Here is a 19,840-nt window from a genome sequence, read left to right on the forward strand (position 1 = left end):
TCAAAGCGCCGCATAAGGTGTCGGGCATGCGTTTCGGGGTGCTGGGGCCGCTGGCCGTGTGGACAGACGCGGGAGAGCTCGTCACGATCCCCGGTCTGAAGGTACGCGCGCTCCTCGCCGACCTCCTGGTGCACGAGGGCCATCCCGTCTCCGCCGATCGGCTGGTCGAGGACCTGTGGGGCGGGGAGCCGCCGGGCAACCCCGCCGGCGCGCTCCAGGTCCGCGTCTCCCAGCTGCGCAAGGCGCTGGAGGACGCCGAGCCCGGCGGCAAGAACCTGGTCGTCTCCAAGGCCCCCGGTTACCTGCTGCAGGCCGCCGACGTGGACGCCGTCCGCTTCGCGGACCTGCTCGCGCGCGCCGAGGCGGCAGGCAACCCGAGCTCCCGGGCGGGGCTGCTCGCCGACGCGCTGGCGCTGTGGCGCGGACCCGCGTACGCCGACTTCGCCGACGAGGAGCACACCCGGGGCGCCGTACTCAGGCTGGAGGAGCAGCGGCTGACCGCCCTGGAGCTGCACGCCGAGGCGCGGCTGGAGCTGGGCGAGCACGGCCTGCTCGTGGGCGAGCTGGGCGACCTCGTGGCCCGGCACCCCCTCAGGGAACGGCTGCGCGCCGCGCACATGCGCGCCCTGTACCGGGCGGGGCGCCAGAGCGAGGCCCTGGCCGCCTACGCCGGGCTGCGCGACCAGCTGGCCGAGGAACTCGGCCTCGACCCCGGGCCCGAGCTGGTGGCGCTGCACCAGGCGATACTCGGCCAGGACCCGGAGCTGAGCCTGCCCGCCGAACGTCCCGCGACCAACCTGCCCGCCCCGGTCAGCAAGCTCATCGGACGGGAGGAGGCCCTGGCAGAGGTGCGTTCCCTGCTCGAAGCCGAGCGGCTGGTGACGCTCACCGGCATCGGCGGCGTGGGCAAGACGCGGCTGGCGCTGGAGACCGCGAGCCGCCTGCTCGACGACCTCCCCGACGGCGTCTGGCTGGTCGAGCTCGCCCCCCTCGACCGGCGCACCGCCTCGCCGGCCGAGGCCGTCATGGCGGCCCTGCAGATCAGGCAGGACACCGACACGGCCTCGCCGGCCGACCGGCTGGCCGTCGCGCTGCGCGCCCGGCGCATGCTGCTGGTGCTGGACAACTGCGAGCACGTGGTCGAGCAGGCCGCCGAGCTGGCCGAACTGCTGCTGCGAGCCGTCCCCGGCCTGCGGATCCTGGCGACGAGCCGGGAGCCGCTCTCGGTCGACGGCGAGGTGCTGTGGGCGGTGCCGCCGCTCGCCGTGCCCGGCAGCACCGACCTCGCCAGCATGGCCGGATCGGACGCCGTCCGGCTGTTCGTGACCCGGGCGGCAGCCTCCGCGCGCGGCTTCGCGCTCGAGGCCGCCAACGCCCAGGCGGTCGCGCAGGTGTGCAGGCGGCTCGACGGCATCCCGCTGGCGCTGGAGCTGGCGGCCACCCGCGTGCGGCTGCTCGGCGTGCACGGCGTGGAGGCCCGGCTGGACGACCGGTTCCGCCTGCTGGCCTCGGGACAGCGCGGCGCGCCGCAGCGGCAGCAGACGCTCATGGCGGTGATCGACTGGAGCTGGGAGCTGCTGACGGAGCCGGAGCGCGTGGCGCTGCGGCGGCTGGCGGTGCACGCCGACGGCTGCACCCTTGAGGCCGCCGAGGCTGTCTGCGCCAGCGCGGGCATGGACGTGCTCGACGTGCTCGACGTGCTGGCGCGGCTGGTCGACCGCTCGCTCGTGGTGGTGGCGGAGAGCACGGCAGGCGTCCGATACCGGCTGCTCGAATCGGTCGCGGAATACTGCCTGGCCAAGCTCGCCGACGCCGGTGAGCTCGACACCGTCCGGCACGCGCACGCGGCCTACTACACGGCCCTGGCGGAGGAGGCCGAGCCGCACCTGTACGGGCACGAGCAGCGAGAGTGGCTCCAGCGGCTGGACATCGAGACCGCCAACCTCCGGGCCGCCCTGGACACCGCCGTGCGGCAGGGATCGGCCGCGGTGGCGCTGCGGCTGGTGAACGCGATGGCGTGGTACTGGTTCCTGCGTGGCCGGCTGGCCGAGGGGCGGCGGGCACTGGAGTCGGCGTCGGCCGTCGAGGGCGACGCGTCCGAGGCCCGCGCGAGGGCGGCCGCCTGGCACGCCGGGTTCGTCATGCTGCTCGGCGAGGAGGCCGACTGGGAGCCGCTCCCGGACCGGATCGCCGATCCCGGCCGGCGGGCCAGGGCCGTGCTGTTCCTCGCGCTGAGCGTGCACGACCTGAACCTGGTCCAGGAACTGGTGGCCAGGGCGCTGGTCACCTTCCGGGCGAACGGCGACCGATGGGGCATCGCCACCGCTCTCAGCAAGTACGCCATGGTGGCTTTCACTCGCCGCGACCTGGTGGCACTGGAACGCGACGGTGAGGAGAGCGCCCGGCTGTTCAGGGAGCTGGGCGACCGCTGGGGGTTGTTGCAGGCCACCGAGTGGCTGGCCGGGCTGGCCGAGACGGCCGGTGACATCGAGCGCGCCACCGAGCTGTTCGCGCAGGGGTTGCGCATGGCGCAGGAGCTCGACCTGTGGCCGGAGGTCGCCGGGCGCACGGCCTGGCTCGGCTGGGTCGCCATGCAGGCAGGGGACTACGAGCGCGGGATGGAGCTGTGCGGCCGTGCCCTGCGCCTGTCGGCCGACCAGGGTTACCGGGAAGGCCAGATGATGTCCGAGATGGGCCTCGCCTTCTCGGCGCGCCGGGCGGGCGAGCTGGACCTGGCGGAGAAACACCTGCGCCACCTGCTCGACGGCGTCCCGCGCGGCCCCGGCGTCGAGCCCGCGCTGCACCTGCCGAGCACACTCGTCGAGCTCGGCCTGCTCACCGAGCGCCGTGGCGACCCCGCGGCCGCTCTCGACCTGCACCGGGAGGCGCTCGACGCCTCGCAGAAGATCGGCGACCCGCGAACCTCTGCGTACGCCGTGGAGAGCGCGGCCGGCGCGCTGGCCGCCGCGGGCTCGTACGAGCGGGCCGTGCGCCTCCTCGGCCTCGCGGCGGCCGCCCGCGAGGACAACCGGACCCCGGCGGGCCCCTCGGAGCAGGAGGCGCTCGACCGCGTCACGGCCGCCGCCCGCGACGCACTCGGCGAGCCGGCGTTCGCCGAGGCGTTCGAGCGGGGCGGCAGGCTGAAACTGGACGACGCGGCCGCCGCGATCTGACCCCGCGAGGGTGGCGGGTCAGGCGGAGGCGAGGTGCTCGTTCAGGCGGTCGAAGATCTCGAGCCAGCCCTGCTTGGCGTGCTCGGCGTGCTCCGGGTCGGTGTTCACGCCCCACTGGTGGAAGCGCATCGTGGTCCTGCCGCCGTGCTCGGCCAGCTCGACGGTCACCACGGAGGCGGGGCCGTCGCCGGGATGGTCGGGGTCGCCGGTGGTGAAGACCAGCCGCTCGGGCCCCGCCACCTCGCGGTAGCTGCCGTCCAGTGTCACCTCGAACCCCTCGTCGCCGCAGAGCGTGGCCTTCCAGACGCCGCCGGGGCGCACGTCCATGACGATGCGATCCACGGGCGCGGCCAGGGTGCGCGGCCCGAACCAGCGGGAGAAGTGCTCGGGCTCGGTCCAGGCATGGAAGATCCGCTGGCTGGGGGCGTCGAACACGCGGGTGATCTCGTACTCTGCGGTCTGGGTCATCGCGGGTGCCCTTCGGGGGGAGGCGGCTTGGCGGGTTCCACGTTGCCGGGCGGCGCTTACGATCGGCTTCATGCCGTCTTAAGAGCGGGGATGCCCGCACCGATAGGCTGCGCGGGTGGACAGCGCAGAACTGAAGGATCGCGTACGCGAGCTGCGAGCCCAGGGCCGCTCGCCCAAGGAGATCGCCCGCACGCTCAAGGTGCCGCCGTCGGCCGTCGCGCCGCTGGTGCGCGCCATCGCGGCGGAGAGCGCCGACCCGGATCGCGAGCCCGAGCTGGTCGGATGCTGGATCAACGTCGGCTGGAGCGCCGGCCTCGGCGTCGACCCCGCCCACGGCTGGATCGACGAGGCGCCTGACGCCGGCCACGGCGGCATGGTGTCCGTGCTGGTGGCCAGGCGGCACGGCTGGGACAGGACGACGGTCGCAGGCTATCTGGCCGACGTCTACTGCACCGGCGTCAAGAACACCATCGGCCCCGACGTGGTCGACGACCGGGAGCTGCGCCGGTTCAGGGAGTTCTTCTTCGGCGAGTACAAGGGCTATCAGGAGGCGCCGATCGAGCTGGCCCGGCACCTCGTCCTGGGGTCCGTCGACTACGCCCGCTCGCTCGGCTTCGCGCCCTACGAGGACTTCGAGCCCGTGGCCCGCGTGCTCGGCGCCTGGGAAGGGTCGTCGGCCATCACGTTCGGCAGGGACGGCAGGCCGTTCTACGTGCCCGGGCCGCACGACGACCCGGTCAAGATCGTCCAGATCCTGCGCCGCACGCTGTCGTACGACGACTTCGACTACGTCAAAGACCCGTCACCCGCATAGTGAGGTTGAGCCGGCCCGAGGTGAGGCCGGTGGCGGGGTCGCCGGTGCCGGGATAGACCCTGGGCACGCCGTGGTAGGCGAACCGCGAGGGCCCGCCGAAGACGAACAGGTCACCGGAGTCGAGCCGCACGTCGGTGTACGGCCTGCCGCGCGTCTCGGTGTTGCCGAAGCGGAACAGGCAGGCGTCGCCGATGCTCAGCGACACCACCGGGGCGTCGCAGCGCTCGTCCTTGTCCTGGTGCATGCCCATCCGGGCCTGGCCGTCGTAGAAGTTGATCAGCGCGGTGTCCGGGGCGTAGTCGTCGGCCGGCCGGTCGTACGCCGCCCGCAGCGCTCGCCTGCCGAGCTCGCCCAGCCAGTCCGGGAAGTCGGCGACCTGGCGGCCGTTCACGTCGTCAGCGGTGCGGGTGTAGGCGTAGGGCCGCCAGTGCCAGCCGACGCACACGGTCCGCACGGACATGACGCCGCCGCGGGGCAGGACCGTGTGCCTGATCGGGACCGGCCCCGCAGCCCACTCGCGGCAGGCCCGCACCAGGTGGCGCTGCTCGTCGAGGGTCAGCCAGCCGGGCACGTGCACGGCGCCCGGCGCGATCTCCCTCCTCGGCAGCGGGATCACGGCCCCTCCCGGTGGATCAGGTTGCGGCCCAGCCGCAGCCAGGACGCCGCCTCCTCCGGCCAGTCGACCACCGCCAGTACGGCGCCCGGCCACGCCCGCACGAACGCCTCCGCCTCGGCGGTGGCGTCGCGGCCGTGGCCGACCACGACGTCCTCCACCCGCGGCCGTGCCGAGGAGACCAGTTCCAGGAGCGCCGCCAGCTCCGCCGTCACGTGGCATCGTGGAAGACGAGGCCGAGCGTGTGCCGCAGGCCGGAGCGGAACCGCGCGGCCTCGCCGTACAGGCCGGAGACGCTCGCGCACTCGGCGGGCGTGAGCACCGGCGGCGTCAGCGCGCAGCCGTAGGCGTCCACTTCCTCGGCGATGGCAGTCCAGTCGGCTGTGTTGATGCTCATATCTTCTTCAACACCGACGGCGCGTCGAAAGTCGGCGGTTTTCGGACTTCGGAGCGCGTGGCCGCCTGGACGGTGGGGGAGGCCGCGTCGTACGCTCACCGCAATTCGGACAAAGGAGTCGAGATGGCGGAATCCCGGGAGCACAGCTTCGTCGGCACGCGAGGGCGGAACGCGGCCCGCGAGTGGCCGAACGAGGACCCGCGCTACCTCGCCATCCTGGTCCACGGTTACGGCGAGCACATCGGCAGGTACGAACACGTGGCCGACACCCTCGTGCGCCACGGCGCGGCCGTCTACGGCCCGGACCACATGGGCCATGGCGGGTCGGCGGGGGAGCGGGTGCTCATCGAGGACTTCGAGGACGTGGTGACCGACGTGCACGCCGTGGACGAGCGGGCCAGGGCCGAGCACCTGGACGTGCCCGTCGTCATCATCGGCCACTCGATGGGCGGCCTGATCGCCGCCCGCTACGCCCAGCGCTACGGCGAGACCCTGGCCGCGCTCGTGCTGTCGGGTCCCGTCATCGGCGAATGGGGGGTGATCGGCGCCCTGCTGGCGCTGGACGAGCTGCCCGACATCCCGATCGACCCGGCGACCCTCTCCCGCGACCCGTCGGTCGGCGACGCCTACGTCGCCGACCCGCTCGTCTGGCACGGGCCGTTCAAGCGCCCCACCCTGGAGGCGCTGGACGCGACCATCAAGGTGATCGCCAAGGCGGGCACCCTGGGCGCGCTCCCGACGCTCTGGATCCACGGAGCCGACGACCAGCTCGTCCCCCTGGCCGGCAGCCGCACCGGCATCGAGGCGATCCGGGGCGGCGACCTGACCGAGCGCATCTACCCGGACGCCAGGCACGAGGTGTTCAACGAGACGAACAGGGACGAGGTCCTGGCCGACGTGACCGCCTTCATCGACCGCGCGCTGGCTACTTGACCCGCAGCCAGGCGTGGCCGGAGCCGCGGGTCCGCGACAGTTTCACCTTCCAGCAGCCGGGTTCGGGGAACACCCAGCCGGTGCCCCACTCGTGGCCGGGGCGCTGCCAGTTGGACCCGCCGTGGTCCTCCAGCCAGACCAGCTTGGCCTGCTTGCCGCTGGGCAGCGAGGCCGACACCTCGAGCGGGCCTTCGCCCGTCATCCGCCACACGATCTTGATTTCTTTGCCCCGCTTGAACGGCACCTCCGCGAACAGCAGTCCCCACAGCTCCGCGTCCGCCGAGGTGCCGCGCACCTCCAGGAACCCGTTGGCGGAGGTGTGCAACGGGGTGCCGTTGCACGTCTCCCTGGTCACGGCCGGGCTCGGCGAGGGGCTGCCCCCCGCCGTGCCGGTCGGGCTCGGTGACGGACCGCCCGCTGTCGCCGGGCCGCCCGGGCTCCGCGCCGCGGCCGGCTCGCCCCCGGAGGGGCCGGCCGTCGTCGTCTGCCCGCTCGCCGCGCAACCGGTCATCAGTACGAGCGCCGCGCCCGCGATCGTCATCCGCATCGAAACTCCATGCCCCTTCTACACCGGCACGCGGCAACAGGTTCCGGGGCCCACGGGCGCCGCCCCGATCATCAGCAGCCGGCGGCGCCCGATGTGCGATCCATTCCCGGCGCCCGGCGCGAGGTGTCGTCCGGGCGGCCCGGCAGGCTCACCCGCCGCCCAGCGTCTCCAGCACCTGCTCGCCGTACTTGGCCAGCTTGTTCTCGCCCACCCCGTTGACCGTGCCCAGCTCGGACAGCGAGGACGGTGACCGGGTGGCGATCTCGCGCAGGGTGGCGTCGTGGAAGATGACGTAGGCCGGAACGCCCTGCTCCTTGGCGGTGGCGGCCCGCCAGGAGCGCAGGCGCTCGAACACCGGCGCCGCCTCCTCGGGCAGCTCGGCGGGGCTGGACTTGCCCGCGGCGGGTCTGGCGGCGCGCGCGGGGCGTTTGGCGTCGCGGCGGAGCGGCACCTCGCGCTCGCCGCGCAGGACCGAGGCACTGGCGTCGGTGAGGACGAGGGCGCCGTAGTCGGGCTCGACCGCCAGCAGGCCCTGCGCCAGGAGCTGGCGCACCACCCCGTGCCACTCGGAGTTGCCCAGCTCGGCGCCGACTCCGAACACCGTCAGCGAGTCGTGGCCGTGCTGGAGCACCTTGGCGGTCGTCTTGCCGAGCAGGATGTCGACGATCTGTCCCACGCCGAACTTCTGCCGCCGCTCGCGGGCCAGCCGCAGCACCGTCGAGAGCACCTTCTGGGCGGGGACCGTGCCGTCCCAGGACTCGGGCGGCGACTGGCAGGTGTCGCAGTTGCCGCACGGCTCGGTGCCGCTCTGGCCGAAGTAGTCCAGCAGCATGACGCGGCGGCACGTCACCGTCTCGCAGAGCGCCAGCATCGCGTCGAGGTGGAGCGCCTGTCGGCGGCGGTGCTGGTCGTCGCCTTCGAGGCTCATGCGGCGGTGCTGCACCACGTCCTGCAGGCCGTAGGCCATCCAGGCGGTGGCGGGCAGCCCGTCGCGCCCCGCCCGTCCGGTCTCCTGGTAGTAGCCCTCGACCGATTTGGGCAGGTCGAGGTGGGCGACGAAGCGCACGTCGGGCTTGTCGATGCCCATGCCGAAGGCGATCGTCGCCACCACGATGAGTCCCTCCTCGCGCAGGAACCGGGCTTGGTGGGCGGCGCGGGTGCGGGCGTCGAGACCGGCGTGGTAGGGGACGGCGGCGATGCCGTTCTCCACCAGGAAGTCGGCGATCTTCTCGACGGAGGAGCGCGACAGGCAGTAGACGATGCCCGCCTCGTCCGGGTGCTCCGTGCGCAGGAAGTCGAGCAGCTGCCGCTTGGGCTCGCTCTTGGCGGTGATCCGGTAGTGGATGTTGGGGCGGTCGAAGCCGGCCACGAAGTGGCGCGCCTGTTGCAGGCCGAGCCGCTCGGAGATCTCGGCGTGGGTCTGGGGGGTGGCGGTGGCGGTCAGCGCGATGCGCGGCACCTCGGGCCAGAGCGCGTGAAGCTCCGACAGCGCGAGGTAGTCGGGGCGGAAGTCGTGACCCCACTGCGAGACGCAGTGGGCCTCGTCGATCGCGAACAGCGAGATCTCGCCCTTGCCCAGCAGCCGCACCGTGGCCTCGACGCGCAGCCGCTCGGGCGCGAGGTAGAGCAGGTCGAGCTCGCCGGCCAGGAACGCCGACTCCACCCGCTGCCGCTCGGCGAAGTCCTGGGTCGAGTTGAGGAACCCCGCGCGCACTCCCAGCGCGGTGAGCGCGTCGACCTGGTCCTGCATCAGCGCGATCAGCGGCGAGATGACCACCCCTGCCCCGGGCCGCACGAGCGCGGGGATCTGGTAGCACAGTGACTTGCCGCCGCCGGTGGGCATGAGCACGAGCGCGTCGCCGCCCGTGACGACGTGCTCGATGATCTCCTGCTGGCCGGTGCGGAACGAGCCGTAGCCGAACACACGGTGCAGGACCTCAAGGGAGGTATCCATGTGGCTACCTTACGTGTTCGTGCCCGGACGCAGGCCGAGTTCGCCCACGGCGATCGTAGGCCACCAGGGAGAGTGCGCCGAGCCCGCAGCACGCCGCGACCGCGCCCATCACCACCCCGTACCCGGCGGCCTGCGCCATCCCGGCGGCGATGAGCGGGGCGAGCGCCTTGGCCACCGTGATCGGCAGCGCCAGGGCCCCGCTCAAGCTCCCGTACGCCGCCGTGCCGTACCTGTCGGCCAGCAGCGCCGGACGGGCGATCGTGCCCACCCCGAACCCCAGCCCGAACAGGACCACCGAGCCCACCGCTCCCGCGGTGCTCCGCCCGACCAGGGGAAGCAGCAGCGCCGCCGCCCCCTGCATGGCGAACATCGCCGCCGTGATCAGCGACACCCGCCAGCGGGCCTGCAGCCCGGTGGTCACCAGCCTGCCCGTCACCGACAGCACGCCGAGCAGCCCCGCGACCGTCGCGGCGAACACCGGCCGGTGCCCGAGCGCGATCAGGTAGGTCACCAGGAGCACCCCCATGACCGCCACCGCCCCGGTCTGCGTCAGGAACGCCGCGGCCAGCAGCCAGAACGGCCGCTCCCGCAGCGCCGCGCCGACGATCTCACGCCGTCCGGCGTGCGGCGGCGTGGGGCGGCTCCGCACGGCCAGGGCGTGCAGCGGGACGGCGGCCAGCGCGTACCCGGCGGCCAGGATGACCAGCGCCTGCCGCCAGCCGTAGCGCTCGACCAGTAACCCCGTCAGCGGCAGGAAGATGCTGGAGGCGAAGCCGGCGACGACCGTCACGGCGAGCAGCGCCCGCGCCCTCCTGGCGGCGTCGAACCAGGCCACGATCACCGCGAACGCCGCCTCGTACAGCACCATCGCGGAGGCGACGCCGAGCGCCGCGCAGACCAGGTAGAGCTGCAGGACGGACTGGACCTGCGACCACGCCAGCACGGCCGCGGCGCCCAGGACCGCCCCGGCGGTCATCAGCCCTCGCCCGCCGCGCCGGTCGAGCCGGCGCCCCACCGCCGGCGCCACCAGCGCGGAGACCAGCACCGCCACCGTGATCGCCCCGGTGATCTCGGCGACCCCCGCATGCAGGTCGCGGCTCATCGGCGTGATGAAAACCGAGAAGGCGTAATAGAGAATGCCGTACCCGGCTGTCTGCGTGATCGCCAGCGCCCCGATCATCAGCGCGGATGCTCTGCGGCCGGACACGCTCTGATGCCTTCCCGTTCACCTCTCAGAAATGGCCAGGAATACGGTGATAATGGTCACGTCCAAGGGAAGAGCTGGCCTCTATGAGCCTTTCTTACGTCGTGACCGGCGGGGGGCGGGGCATCGGGCGAGCCGTCGTGGAGCGACTCCTGGCGGACGAGGACACGGTGGTGGTCGCCGTCGAACGCGACCCCGGCGCGCTCGACCGGGCCGGGCCCCGGGTCGTCCCGTTGGTCGGTGACGCCGCCGACGAGGCCGTGACCGCGCGCGCCGCCGCCCTCGCGGAGGAGGCGGGCACGCTCTCGGGCTGGGTCAACAACGCCGCCGTCTTCAGGGACGCCTCCGTGCACACCGCCCCGATCGCCGAGGTCCGCGCCCTGATCACGGCCAACCTCGACCTGGCGCTCGTCGGCTGCGCCACCGCCGTGCGCCGCTTCCTGGCCTCGGGGACCGCGGGCGCCATCGTCAACGTCACCTCGCACCAGGCGCGCAGAGCGGTGCCGGGCAGCCTGCCGTACTCCACGGCCAAGGCCGCCGTGGAGGGGCTGACCAGAGCGCTCGCGGTCGAGTATGGCAGGAGCGGGATCCGGGTCAACGCCGTCGCGCCGGGGTCGGTGGCGACGGAGCGGTACGAGCGGTTGCTGGCCGAGCTGGGAGCGGAGCCGGCGGCCCGGGTCGAGCAGGAGATGGCCAGGCTGCACCCGCTGGGCCGGGTCGCCACCGCGGCCGAGATCGCCGCCGCGGTCGCCTACCTGCTCTCGCCGGAGTCCTCCTTCGTGAGCGGCGTGACCCTGCCCGTCGACGGGGGCCGATCGGTGCTCGGCCTCGATCCGGAGGCGAGGGAATGAAAACCGTTGTCGACCGGTTGGAGGGGGCATGAAGAAGAACCTGCACCCCGCCTACCGGCCCGTCGTCTTCCGCGACCCCAGCGTGGGGTTCGCCTTCCTCACCCGGTCGACCCTGACCAGTGGCAAGACCGTCGAGTGGGAGGACGGCCGCACCTATCCGGTCGTCGACGTCGACGTCTCGTCCGCGAGCCACCCGTTCTACACCGGCCGTGGCCGCATCGTGGACAGCGCCGGGAGGGTCGAGCGCTTCAAGCAGCGCTACGGCCAGAAGTGACCCCTGACCCGTCGCCCCCGTCCGCCTGAGCGGACGGGGGCGACGGCGTTCAGGAGGTGTCCAAATCGAGAGGTTTTCGCCATAAAGAGGTGGCATGTGCGGCCTACTCGTGGGTAAAAGGCTTTCACCGGTGTGGGAGCGATGGTGATCGCACTATGAGTCTGTCTGGGAAGGAGCGCCGCATCCTCGCTGAAATCGAGCAGGCTCTGGAAAGGGACGACCCCGAGCTGGCCAGGCGTGTCGCGGCGATCAACAGGATCGAGTCGGGGGCGGACCCGGCTCAACGAGTCGACGACGCGCTCGCGCGTCCCCGGGACGTGCCCCCCCGGAGAGCCGAGCCGATCCCGCGAGCGGCGCCCAGACGGCTGCCCCGCCACGGATGGCTCGTCGTCGTGGTCGTGGCACTGACCTTCCTACTGCTTGTCCTGGCCGTCGCGACCGCGTGAACGGCGGCGCCCCAGCACCAGCAGGTCGACGGCGGCGATGATCGCCACGGCCGCCGCGATCACGGCCTCCCAGACCCAGACCTCCTCGCCGGTGTTCATCGCCCGGGAGCCGAAGAAGATCGCCGCCGCCGCGCCGAGCACCAGCGCTATCAGGGACAGGATCCTGCGCGCGCGCACCGGGCTGCGCGCGGTCGCCGGCTCCGTGCCCTCGCGGTTACGCAGCCACATGGTCGGGTTCCTTTCAGGCCAGGCACCTCAGAGCCGAGACGAGCCGCGGATCCAGCGGATGGTCCTCGGGCAGACGGCCCACGGTGGCCTCGACGAACTCGGGCAACGACAGCGACGCCTCCACGCCGTCGGCGGACACCCTGATCCGCTCGTCCCCCTGCTCCACCCCCACCTTGGCGTCCGTCTCCGCCAGCGCCATCCTGCCCACCGCCACCCGCCAGAGGGTGCGGCCGCCGGCCTCCTCGGCGGAGACCGGCGCGCCCACGTCGTCGGCGTGGGTGGCGTACTCGGAGTCGTAGTGGAAGGTCTGCCTGCCGACCGGGTACGCGCCCGCCATGGTCTCCAGCGCCGCGTCAGGGCCGAGCTCGCGCATGCGGCGGCGGGTGTCGCCGTTCTTGGTGCGCCACTCCTGCACGACCTCCTCGACCGGCAGGTCACGGCGCTGCCGTACGCACCACTCGTTGAACTCGTTGTAGCCGCTGATGCCCTCCCTGGACATCAGCGAGCGCAGCTCCCGCAAGGTGCCGTCGAGGCAGGCCTGGTTGTAGAGCTCCTCGCCCGCCAGGTGGCCGAGCACATCGCGGACCGACCATCCGGCGGCGCGCGACGGGCGCCGCCAGCCCTCGTCGTCGAGGCCGGAGAAGAACCGGTCGAGCCTGGCCGCCTCGGCGTCGAAGACGTCGAACGGGTCGAACCGGTCGAGATCACGCAGGTCGTCCATAGTGCCGACCTACCCCCGGGGCACCGCTTCTCACCGCACGCCCGCGAGCCCTCCCAGCTCCGTCCTGGCCTTATCGTGCTCGGCCGCGCACGTGGGCGTGCGCTCCGGAGGAACCGAGCCGCCCTTGGCCACGCGGCCGTACGCCGTCGTGTCGGCGCCGTAGACGAGGCAGGCGAACGTCGCCGACCGGGCCGGGCCCTTCAGGTGCGGGACGCCGCCGTGCCAGGCGAGCAGGTGGCGCGCCTCGGCCGCGGGCACCACCCGCCCGGCGGGCGGCCGGGAGGCGGTGAGGGTGAGCGCCGCGAAGCGGTCCGCCAGTTCCTCGCCGCCGTCCAGGTCGTGCAGGCTCGCCAGCGCGTGCCCGAGCTTGTGGTGGAACAGGACGGAGAGCGCGCCGTGCACGCGGGCCGTGGTGGTGCGGGCGTCGGCCTCCTCGGTCTCGGAGATCCCCTGCAGCGTCTTCTGGACGCGGGTGACGAGCGAGTAGCAGATCGTGATGCGGCGCTCTTCGCGATCCCAGGTCGCCTCGGGGGAGTCGCAGTCGCGGGCGACGACGCTGATCGGCTCCGGCAGCCGGGTCGTGGTCGTGAGCGCCCCGCTGTCCTGCAGCACCCGCCGCGCCTGCTCGCTCTGGGCGGAGTCCGCGGCCTCGTAACGCACGGACGGCTCGACAGGTGCGGTCACCAGCGGGCTGAGGCCCAGGACCAGGGCGGTCGCGCCGGCGACCTGGGGGTGGGGCATCACGGCTCCTCGTCGTCGATCACACAGTGGGACTCTCCCTGCAACCGATCGAAGATCACTAAACCTCGGACATGGCAAAGGCCCGGCCAAAGGGCCGGGCCTTCGCTCAGAGGTGATTACCGGTGCCAGCGGTAGACGCGCACGTAGTCGCTACGGCTCGTCGTCCCGTCCAGCTTCCAGCTGCCCTTGTAGACGGCCTTGAAGGTGCCGCTCTTCCAGGCGCGGGTCTTGGCGCTGAACTTGCCGCGCCAGTCGGTCTTGTCGGAGGCGACCCACTTCCAGCCGCTGGAGCCGTTCGCACGGTAGTAGACGGAGACGCTCTGGTTGCGAACGCCCTTCCACTCGTCGTCGAACTCGGCCTGCAGACGGCCGGTGAAGTAGATCGACTTGCCCTGACGGACCTTGTACGGGTCAGCGCTGAAGCGGCTGATCCGGGTGTCGGCCTTGCCCCTACGGATGTCGACGTAGAAGTAGGACGAGTCGGAGACCGTCTTGCCTTCCTTGTCGGTGGCCGTGGCGGTGGCCTTCCACTTGCCCTCGAAGTCGTTGGAGTTGAACGGCACCGAGAAGCGCCAGTTCTCCAGTTCCTTGACGTCCTTGGCGCGCAGGGTGCGCGCCCGGCTGTCGACGGGCTCGACGCTGAGCTCGACCTTCTGTACGTCCGAGCTGGCGCCAACCTTGAAGTTGGCGGTCGTCTCCCCGCCGCGCTCGACAACCACGGGGTTCGGCGACACGTCGAGGATCTCGACGGTCGGCGCCGTGGTGGTGGCGGCGGTGGCGACGCCACCTGACATCAACATTGTGCCGCCTGCCAGGGCGGAGATGATTCCTACAGCGATCTTTCGCATGAGGGTGCTGATTCCTCTCCCCGTATCGCTGGAGTCGGTCCGTAATGACCAACTCCCTCTACTACTTTGAGCCACAGTGTGGGGAAAAGGTTCGCTAAAGTTCGAGAAAATATTTGATCACGGTTGCCACCTGCGGCGTCGTCTCAAAATCTATTTTGGCGTGACCTAGACCGACTACAGTCAGTGTCCATGACTGACGTCTACACCCTCGGCGAGGCGCTGGGGGTCGTGTCCAGCGGCCGGGTCCGGCACGAGAGCGAGGCCAGGCTCGATGTCTGCGGGCCCGAGTTCACCTTCGCCATCGCGCTGGCCAGGCTCGGCCACAGCTGCGCCTACCTGGGCAAAGTCGGTGCCGACGAGCTGGGCGCGCGGGTGCTGACGGTGCTGCGGGGCGAGGGCGTCGACGTGGCGGACATGCGGGTGACGCAGGGTGGCCGGACCGGGCTGCTGCTGCGCGACTCGCAGGTGGGCCGGGACCCGCACGTCACCCATTTCCGCACCGGATCGGCCGGGTCGGGGCTGACCCCCGGCAACGTGCCGATCGACCGGATCGGCGCGTCGAAGATGCTGCACGTCTCCGGTGTCACGGCGGCCCTGGGCAGGGACGCGCTGGAGGCGGTGCGCGCGGCGGTGAGCGCGGCCAGGACCGCCGAGGTGATGATCTCGTTCGCCGTCGACTACCGGCCTGAGCTGTGGTCCTCGGTCCGCGAGGCCGAGGAGGTGCTCGCCGAGCTGGCCTGCGACTCCCACCTGCTCTTCGTCCATCAGGACGAGCTGGACCTCGTCAAGCCCGCGCTCACGCCCGAGCGCGAGGTCGTGGTCGACCGCGGGGTGAAGGGCGCGAGCGTCCGGTCGGACCGGATGCGCTACGACGCGCCGGGCCCGCAGGTCCCCGTGGTGGACACCTCGGGCTCCGGTGAGGCGTTCGTGGCCGGATACGTCAGCGCGGCCCTGGAGGGGCTGACCCCGCCCGAGCGCCTGCACCGCGGGACGCTGCTGAGCGCCGCCGCGGTGACCAGCGCGAGCGACTGGCAGGGGCTGCCCACCAGGGCCGAGCTCTAGTCGATGTTCAGGGTGAAGGTCGACGTGGTGTTCTTGACGTTCTGCGCGTTGCCGCTGAACCTCAGGCCGTTGAAGGTGGCCGAGCCGACGGCAGGTCCCTGGCCGGGTTCGGGCAGCTCGTTCACCCAGATGCCGAAGCCCGACTTGGCGTCGAAGGCGTCACCGCTCTTCTGGGCTCCGCTGATGGAGACGTTGTCGAAGACCGTGTCCGTCACCGGGTTCAGCGGCCGGCCGCCGACGTAGCCCGTCTGGAACATGATCCCGGAGTAGGTCGGGTCGACGATGTCCAGGTTGCTGACCCGGATGCCCTGGAACACCTTGGACGCCGAGAACACCCACATCGCCGGGAAGGTCTGCTGGCCCCAGAAGTGCCCGCCCGCCCTGACGAGAGAGATGTTCTCGAACCGCGTGGGCGGGCTGGCGCCGAATCCGTGCATCGGGATCCCGAAGTCCAGCGAGCTGATCGTGACGCCTGAATAGACCAGCGTGTCGGCGACGTGGATGTTCCTGAAAGTGTTGCCGTACCCGCCGTAGACGGCGAGCCCGGCGGCGCGCCAGGTGAGCAGCGAGGTCAGGTTCTCGTAGACGTTGCCGTGCTGCTCGCCCTGGTTGTTGTCGATCGCCGAGAACAGCGCGAAGCTGTCGTCGCCCGTGGAGCGGGTCTCGATGTTGGTGACGTGGTTCCCGGTGCTGCCGTTGGTCATGTTGAGCCCGTCGGCGAACACGTTCCTGATCCGCGAGTTCTTGATCGTCATGTTGTCGGTGTTGGTGCCCCAGAGCATGCAGATCTGGTGCTCCACCCAGATGTTGTCGATCGTCATGTTCGCCACGTTCGAGAAGTCGAACACCTTGCCGGGCCCGTCGACGCGCGAGGTGTAGTTGCCGAAGTAGGCGAAACCCGCGAACGTCGAGCCGTTGGCCGACGCCTCGGAGCGGAAGCCCACGTCGGTGTTCTCCTGCCCGGCCGGCGCGTGGAAGCGGGTGTACCAGGGCCCGGCGCCGACGACCCTGACGGACTTGCCGTACACCTGGAACTTGTTCGACGTCTGATAGACGCCCGCCGGAAGGTAGACGCCGGTCAGAGCACTGTCCTGGCGGGCCCTGTCGAGCGCGTTCTGCACGTCCTGGTGGGTGAATCCGGTCGGTACGGCATAGCGTGCCGGGTCCGGGTTGGGGATCGGTGACACCTGCTCGAAGTCGGCGAAGTCGATCGTGTAGGTGGAGCCGTTGGCCGCGTCCTTCTGCAGCCTGATCTTGCTGCCTGCCGGGACGGTCGTGCCCAGCATCAGGTTGGCCTCGTCGTAGACGTGCCTGGGCGGGCCGGAGGACGGGTTGTTGTTCGGGCTCGCCTCCTCGCCGTACAGCCAGGCGTAGCGCGAGGTCAGGTTGATGGCCCTGTGGAAGGCGCCGTTGACGTAGACGTTCAGCGTGGAGTCGATCCCGCCGCCGCCCGGCGCGTCGGGGATGGAGAACCTGGTCACCAGCGTGTTCGTGCTGGCGCGCGTGGTGAACTCGACGTACGAGCCGGTGCCGCCGAGCGTCACCGCCCTGCGGCCGGACGCCTCGCCGGCCAGGTCGCCCACCCTCCGGTTCGGGCCGATCCGGGTGGCGCCGCCGCCGACCACGGCGTCCTCGGCCTCGTACATGTCGTACGGCATGCTCGCGCCGCGGCCGACGAAGAGCTGGTGGGTGCTGGTGTTGTTGTCGCGCTTGACCGGCAGCTCGGCCGGGTCGGCGGCGAGCACCACCCTGACCGTGTGCCTGCCGTCGGCGGCGGGCCAGGTGCCGAGGGTCACCGCGGACGTGGTGGCGCCGGGGGCGATGACGCCGCTGGTGGAGCCGGTGAGCGTCCGGACGACGGTGCCGGACTCGTTCGCGACGGTGAGCGTGATGCCGTGGGAGCCGCTGCTGGAGGCCACGGTGCCCTGGTTCCTGATCGCCACCGAGAAGGTGACGGTGTCGCCCTGGGCCGGGTTGCTCGGCGTCCAGGCGACGGGAGAGGCGATCAGGTCGGCGGTGTCGGCCGGTCTCACGGTCAGGGTGCCGTTGACGGTGTTGTTGGCCTCGTTCTGCTCGATGACCCTGTTGTCCTCGTCCACCTTGGCGCTCACCTGGTAGGTGGCGGCGTCACGCGGGCCGACGTCGGCCGACACGGTGGTGGAGGCGCCGGCGGCCAGCGCGCCCACGTTCGCGGTGCCGGCCTTGGCGGTGCCGAGGTAGAAGGCGACGGTGGTGGCGGCTGAGGGGGCGGTGCCGGCGTTCCTGACCGTGGCCGACAGCCTGATCGCGTCGGTCTCGACCGGGGCCGCCGGGGCCGGGGTCAGTCCGGTGACGGTCAGGTCGGGGTTGGCCGACGGGGTGCCGAGGACCTGCAGCTCGGCGACCTGGCCGCCGGGCGCGCCGGAGTTCGCGGTGATCCTGAGCCGCACGTCGGCGACCCTGGCGCTCACCGGGATCGTCACCGTGTTGCCCGAGGCGGGGTCGAAGGTGTAGGTGGCCTGCGGCACGAGGTCGCCGAAGCCTGCGGCGCTCTGTTCGCGGCCGAGCACCTGGATGGCCTGGGTGCGCCTGCCCCAGGCGGGGTCCGGGTTCAGCTTGACCACGACCGAGGTGAGATCGGCGTTGGCGCCGAGCTGGACGGTGAGCGTGTTCGGGTAGGCGGCGCCTTCCCAGTAGGTCTGCAGGTCGTTGTCGTTGGCGTTGGCCGCCACGTAGGTGTGGGTGTGCGAGGAACCGGTGATCGGCTTGCCGAGTGCGAGGTTGGCGCCGGGCCCGGGATCCGTGCCGCCCTCGCCGTACACCTCGAACTCCGCGAGCTGGCCGGCGGGCCAGCCGGTGTTGGCGGTGAACTGCAGCCGGACGTAGCGGGTGCTCGCGCTGACGGCGACCGTGGCCGCCGGGGCGAAGGTGTAGGTGGCCGAGGGCTTGATCGTGGTGAAGCTCGTGCCGTTGGCGCTGCCCTGGACGGTGAGCGTCTGCGTCCGGCTGGGCCAGCCGGTGGGCAGCTTGAGCGTGAGGCCGTTGACGGTGGCGGTGGAGCCCAGGTCCACCTGGACCCACTGCGGGAAGGCGTTGTTGGCCGATTCCCAGTAGGTGGCCTGGTTGCCGTCGGTGACGTTGGCGGCCCGGTAGACGTCGGAGTGGCCGCTGGCGGTGGCGGTCTTGCCCGCCGCGAGGTTCGTGTCGGCGGCGGCGGGGACGGCCAGGAGTCCGATGACCAGAGTGAGGGCGGCTAAGAGTGCTCTCATGGGGGTGGCCCTTCGAAGAAGTCCGGTTGGCCGAACCATAGGATGACAAACAGATGTCAGCAATATTCCGACGAGATTTCGCAAAGAACTAACTGACAGATGTCGGCTCGGAGCTGCCTGCCTCCCTGGTCAAGACGGCTAAATTGGCTGGACAGGCCTCTGAACGCCGTGCAAGCCGGGAAGTCGATTGAGCGTAAGCGGTTGCAAGGACTTGCGCTCTCGGTCGTATAGTTTGCGCATGACGCGACGACTCGCAGAGGTGGCCAAGAAGGTCGGGGTGAGCGAGGCGACCGTGAGCCGCGTGCTCAACGGCAAGCCGGGGGTGTCCGACGCCACCCGCGAGGCCGTGCTGACGGCGCTCGACGTGCTCGGCTACGAGCGCCCCACCCAGCTCCGCGGCGACCGCGCCCGGCTGGTCGGCCTGGTGCTGCCCGAGCTGCAGAACCCGATCTTCCCCGCGTTCGCGGAAGTGGTCGGCGGGGCGCTGGCCCAGCAGGGGTTCACCTCCGTCCTGTGCACCAGGACGGTCGGCGGCGTGTCCGAGGCCGACTACGTGGACCTGCTGCTGCAGCAGCAGGTCAGCGGCGTGGTCTTCGCCGGCGGGCTGTACGCCCAGGCCGACGCCTCGCACGGGCACTACGAGCTGCTGCACGAGCGCAAGCTGCCGACGGTCCTGGTCAACGCCGCCGTGGAGCGGCTGGAGTTCCCCCAGGTGTCGTGCGACGACGTGGTGGCCGCGGAGATGGCGCTGGGCCACCTGCGGGCACTGGGCCACGAGCGCGTCGGCATGGTGCTGGGACCGAAGGACCACATGCCGTCGCGGCGCAAGCTGGAGACCTTCCGGGCCGAGGGCGGCGACCCTGAGCTGGTCGAGCACACCATGTTCGCGCTCGAAGGCGGGCACGCCGCGGCCGCCCGGCTGGTCAGGCGCGGAGTGACCGCGGTGATCTGCGCCAGCGACCTGCTCGCGCTCGGCACGGTCCGGGCCGTCCGGCGCGCGGGGCTGAGCGTGCCGGGCGACGTGTCGGTGATCGGCTTCGACGACTCCGCGCTGATGAACTGCACCGACCCCCCGCTGACCACGGTCCGCCAGCCGATCGACGCGATGGGCAGGGCCGCGGTGGACCTGCTGGTGGCGCAGATCGACAAGGCCGCGGTGTCCGCCGACGAGCTGCTCTTCGAGCCGGAGCTGGTCGTCCGGGCCTCGACCGCGCGGGTCCGCGACTGAGGCGTAACACAGTCGTTATCTTGCAATAGTCCGTCGAAATCTTGCGGACTTTCATTGGCGATCCTATGGTGTGGGCACCTCGCATCAGAA

The 19,840-nt window shown here is 71.6% G+C and carries 20 protein-coding genes; 8 read left to right on the plus strand and 12 right to left on the minus strand.

Going from position 1 to position 19,840, the window contains the following annotated elements; all coding sequences use genetic code 11:
* Positions 1 to 26 precede the first annotated feature (26 nt).
* Positions 27 to 3,173 carry a BTAD domain-containing putative transcriptional regulator gene (locus tag V5E28_RS31590; protein WP_336212346.1) on the plus strand — a complete coding sequence of 1,049 codons (3,147 nt, stop codon included), beginning with the start codon at positions 27 to 29 and terminating at the stop codon, positions 3,171 to 3,173.
* Between the two features lie 18 nt (positions 3,174 to 3,191).
* Here V5E28_RS31590 and V5E28_RS31595 read toward each other — a convergent pair whose 3' ends face one another.
* Positions 3,192 to 3,641, minus strand: coding sequence for an SRPBCC family protein (locus V5E28_RS31595; protein ID WP_336212348.1), 450 nt, complete (start codon positions 3,639 to 3,641; stop codon positions 3,192 to 3,194).
* A gap of 115 nt (positions 3,642 to 3,756) precedes the next feature.
* On the opposite strand from V5E28_RS31595, the gene V5E28_RS31600 reads away from it, so the two are divergent.
* Positions 3,757 to 4,455 (plus strand): helix-turn-helix domain-containing protein, encoded by a 699-nt coding sequence (locus tag V5E28_RS31600; protein ID WP_336212349.1) that lies wholly within the window; start codon positions 3,757 to 3,759, stop codon positions 4,453 to 4,455.
* Here V5E28_RS31600 and V5E28_RS31605 read toward each other — a convergent pair.
* The 3 genes from V5E28_RS31605 to V5E28_RS31615 are packed head-to-tail and all read right to left on the minus strand — an operon-like array spanning position 4,433 to position 5,465.
* Positions 4,433 to 5,071 (minus strand): alpha-ketoglutarate-dependent dioxygenase AlkB family protein, encoded by a 639-nt coding sequence (locus V5E28_RS31605; RefSeq protein WP_336212351.1) that lies wholly within the window; start codon positions 5,069 to 5,071, stop codon positions 4,433 to 4,435. The genes V5E28_RS31600 and V5E28_RS31605 overlap by 23 nt on opposite strands.
* Positions 5,068 to 5,283 carry a hypothetical protein gene (locus V5E28_RS31610; protein WP_336212352.1) on the minus strand — a complete coding sequence of 72 codons (216 nt, stop codon included), beginning with the start codon at positions 5,281 to 5,283 and terminating at the stop codon, positions 5,068 to 5,070. The genes V5E28_RS31605 and V5E28_RS31610 overlap by 4 nt, the downstream gene beginning before the upstream one ends.
* Complete coding sequence (locus tag V5E28_RS31615; protein WP_336212354.1) at positions 5,280 to 5,465, minus strand: hypothetical protein; 186 nt, start codon at positions 5,463 to 5,465, stop codon at positions 5,280 to 5,282. The genes V5E28_RS31610 and V5E28_RS31615 overlap by 4 nt, the downstream gene beginning before the upstream one ends.
* Positions 5,466 to 5,588: 123 nt before the next feature.
* Here V5E28_RS31615 and V5E28_RS31620 point away from each other — a divergent pair, with 123 nt between their 5' ends.
* The gene (locus V5E28_RS31620) at positions 5,589 to 6,398 is read left to right on the plus strand and encodes an alpha/beta hydrolase (protein WP_336212356.1); all 810 of its coding nucleotides are present in this window, start codon (positions 5,589 to 5,591) and stop codon (positions 6,396 to 6,398) included.
* Here the strand turns inward: V5E28_RS31620 and V5E28_RS31625 are convergent.
* From V5E28_RS31625 to V5E28_RS31635, 3 genes are all read right to left on the minus strand, one after another.
* Positions 6,391 to 6,945, minus strand: a complete 555-nt coding sequence (locus V5E28_RS31625; protein ID WP_336212357.1) for a hypothetical protein — start codon at positions 6,943 to 6,945, stop codon at positions 6,391 to 6,393. The genes V5E28_RS31620 and V5E28_RS31625 overlap by 8 nt on opposite strands.
* Positions 6,946 to 7,093: 148 nt before the next feature.
* Complete coding sequence (gene recQ, locus V5E28_RS31630; RefSeq protein ID WP_336212359.1) at positions 7,094 to 8,899, minus strand: DNA helicase RecQ; 1,806 nt, start codon at positions 8,897 to 8,899, stop codon at positions 7,094 to 7,096.
* Between the two features lie 4 nt (positions 8,900 to 8,903).
* Positions 8,904 to 10,106 (minus strand): MFS transporter, encoded by a 1,203-nt coding sequence (locus V5E28_RS31635; RefSeq protein ID WP_336212361.1) that lies wholly within the window; start codon positions 10,104 to 10,106, stop codon positions 8,904 to 8,906.
* Between the two features lie 83 nt (positions 10,107 to 10,189).
* Between V5E28_RS31635 and V5E28_RS31640 the strand changes: the two genes are divergently transcribed.
* The 3 genes from V5E28_RS31640 to V5E28_RS31650 all read left to right on the plus strand — a co-directional run bounded on the left by V5E28_RS31640 (position 10,190) and on the right by V5E28_RS31650 (position 11,674).
* Complete coding sequence (locus V5E28_RS31640) at positions 10,190 to 10,954, plus strand: SDR family NAD(P)-dependent oxidoreductase (RefSeq protein ID WP_336212363.1); 765 nt, start codon at positions 10,190 to 10,192, stop codon at positions 10,952 to 10,954.
* A 28-nt stretch (positions 10,955 to 10,982) separates the two neighbouring features.
* Positions 10,983 to 11,228, plus strand: a complete 246-nt coding sequence (locus V5E28_RS31645; RefSeq protein WP_336212365.1) for a type B 50S ribosomal protein L31 — start codon at positions 10,983 to 10,985, stop codon at positions 11,226 to 11,228.
* Between the two features lie 155 nt (positions 11,229 to 11,383).
* Positions 11,384 to 11,674 (plus strand): DUF3040 domain-containing protein, encoded by a 291-nt coding sequence (locus V5E28_RS31650; RefSeq protein WP_336212367.1) that lies wholly within the window; start codon positions 11,384 to 11,386, stop codon positions 11,672 to 11,674.
* On the opposite strand, the gene V5E28_RS31655 is transcribed toward V5E28_RS31650, so the two are convergent.
* The 4 genes from V5E28_RS31655 to V5E28_RS31670 all read right to left on the minus strand — a co-directional run bounded on the left by V5E28_RS31655 (position 11,642) and on the right by V5E28_RS31670 (position 14,164).
* Positions 11,642 to 11,902, minus strand: a complete 261-nt coding sequence (locus tag V5E28_RS31655; RefSeq protein ID WP_336212369.1) for a DUF6343 family protein — start codon at positions 11,900 to 11,902, stop codon at positions 11,642 to 11,644. The two genes, V5E28_RS31650 and V5E28_RS31655, sit on opposite strands and share 33 nt — an antisense overlap.
* Positions 11,903 to 11,915: 13 nt before the next feature.
* Positions 11,916 to 12,623, minus strand: a complete 708-nt coding sequence (locus V5E28_RS31660) for a maleylpyruvate isomerase family mycothiol-dependent enzyme (protein WP_336212370.1) — start codon at positions 12,621 to 12,623, stop codon at positions 11,916 to 11,918.
* A 30-nt stretch (positions 12,624 to 12,653) separates the two neighbouring features.
* On the minus strand, positions 12,654 to 13,364 hold the full coding sequence (locus tag V5E28_RS31665; protein ID WP_336212371.1) for a DUF4344 domain-containing metallopeptidase: 711 nt from the start codon (positions 13,362 to 13,364) through the stop codon (positions 12,654 to 12,656).
* A 116-nt stretch (positions 13,365 to 13,480) separates the two neighbouring features.
* Positions 13,481 to 14,164, minus strand: coding sequence for a hypothetical protein (locus V5E28_RS31670; protein WP_336212372.1), 684 nt, complete (start codon positions 14,162 to 14,164; stop codon positions 13,481 to 13,483).
* Between the two features lie 237 nt (positions 14,165 to 14,401).
* On the opposite strand from V5E28_RS31670, the gene V5E28_RS31675 reads away from it, so the two are divergent.
* Complete coding sequence (locus V5E28_RS31675) at positions 14,402 to 15,274, plus strand: sugar kinase (protein WP_336212373.1); 873 nt, start codon at positions 14,402 to 14,404, stop codon at positions 15,272 to 15,274.
* Here V5E28_RS31675 and V5E28_RS31680 read toward each other — a convergent pair.
* Positions 15,271 to 18,522 (minus strand): discoidin domain-containing protein, encoded by a 3,252-nt coding sequence (locus tag V5E28_RS31680; protein ID WP_336212375.1) that lies wholly within the window; start codon positions 18,520 to 18,522, stop codon positions 15,271 to 15,273. The two genes, V5E28_RS31675 and V5E28_RS31680, sit on opposite strands and share 4 nt — an antisense overlap.
* Before the next feature lie 238 nt (positions 18,523 to 18,760).
* Here V5E28_RS31680 and V5E28_RS31685 point away from each other — a divergent pair, with 238 nt between their 5' ends.
* Positions 18,761 to 19,750 (plus strand): LacI family DNA-binding transcriptional regulator, encoded by a 990-nt coding sequence (locus V5E28_RS31685; protein ID WP_336212377.1) that lies wholly within the window; start codon positions 18,761 to 18,763, stop codon positions 19,748 to 19,750.
* The last annotated feature ends 90 nt before the right edge of the window (positions 19,751 to 19,840 follow it).

The organism is Nonomuraea sp. LPB2021202275-12-8 (assembly GCF_037044575.1).
Lineage (GTDB): Bacteria > Actinomycetota > Actinomycetes > Streptosporangiales > Streptosporangiaceae > Nonomuraea.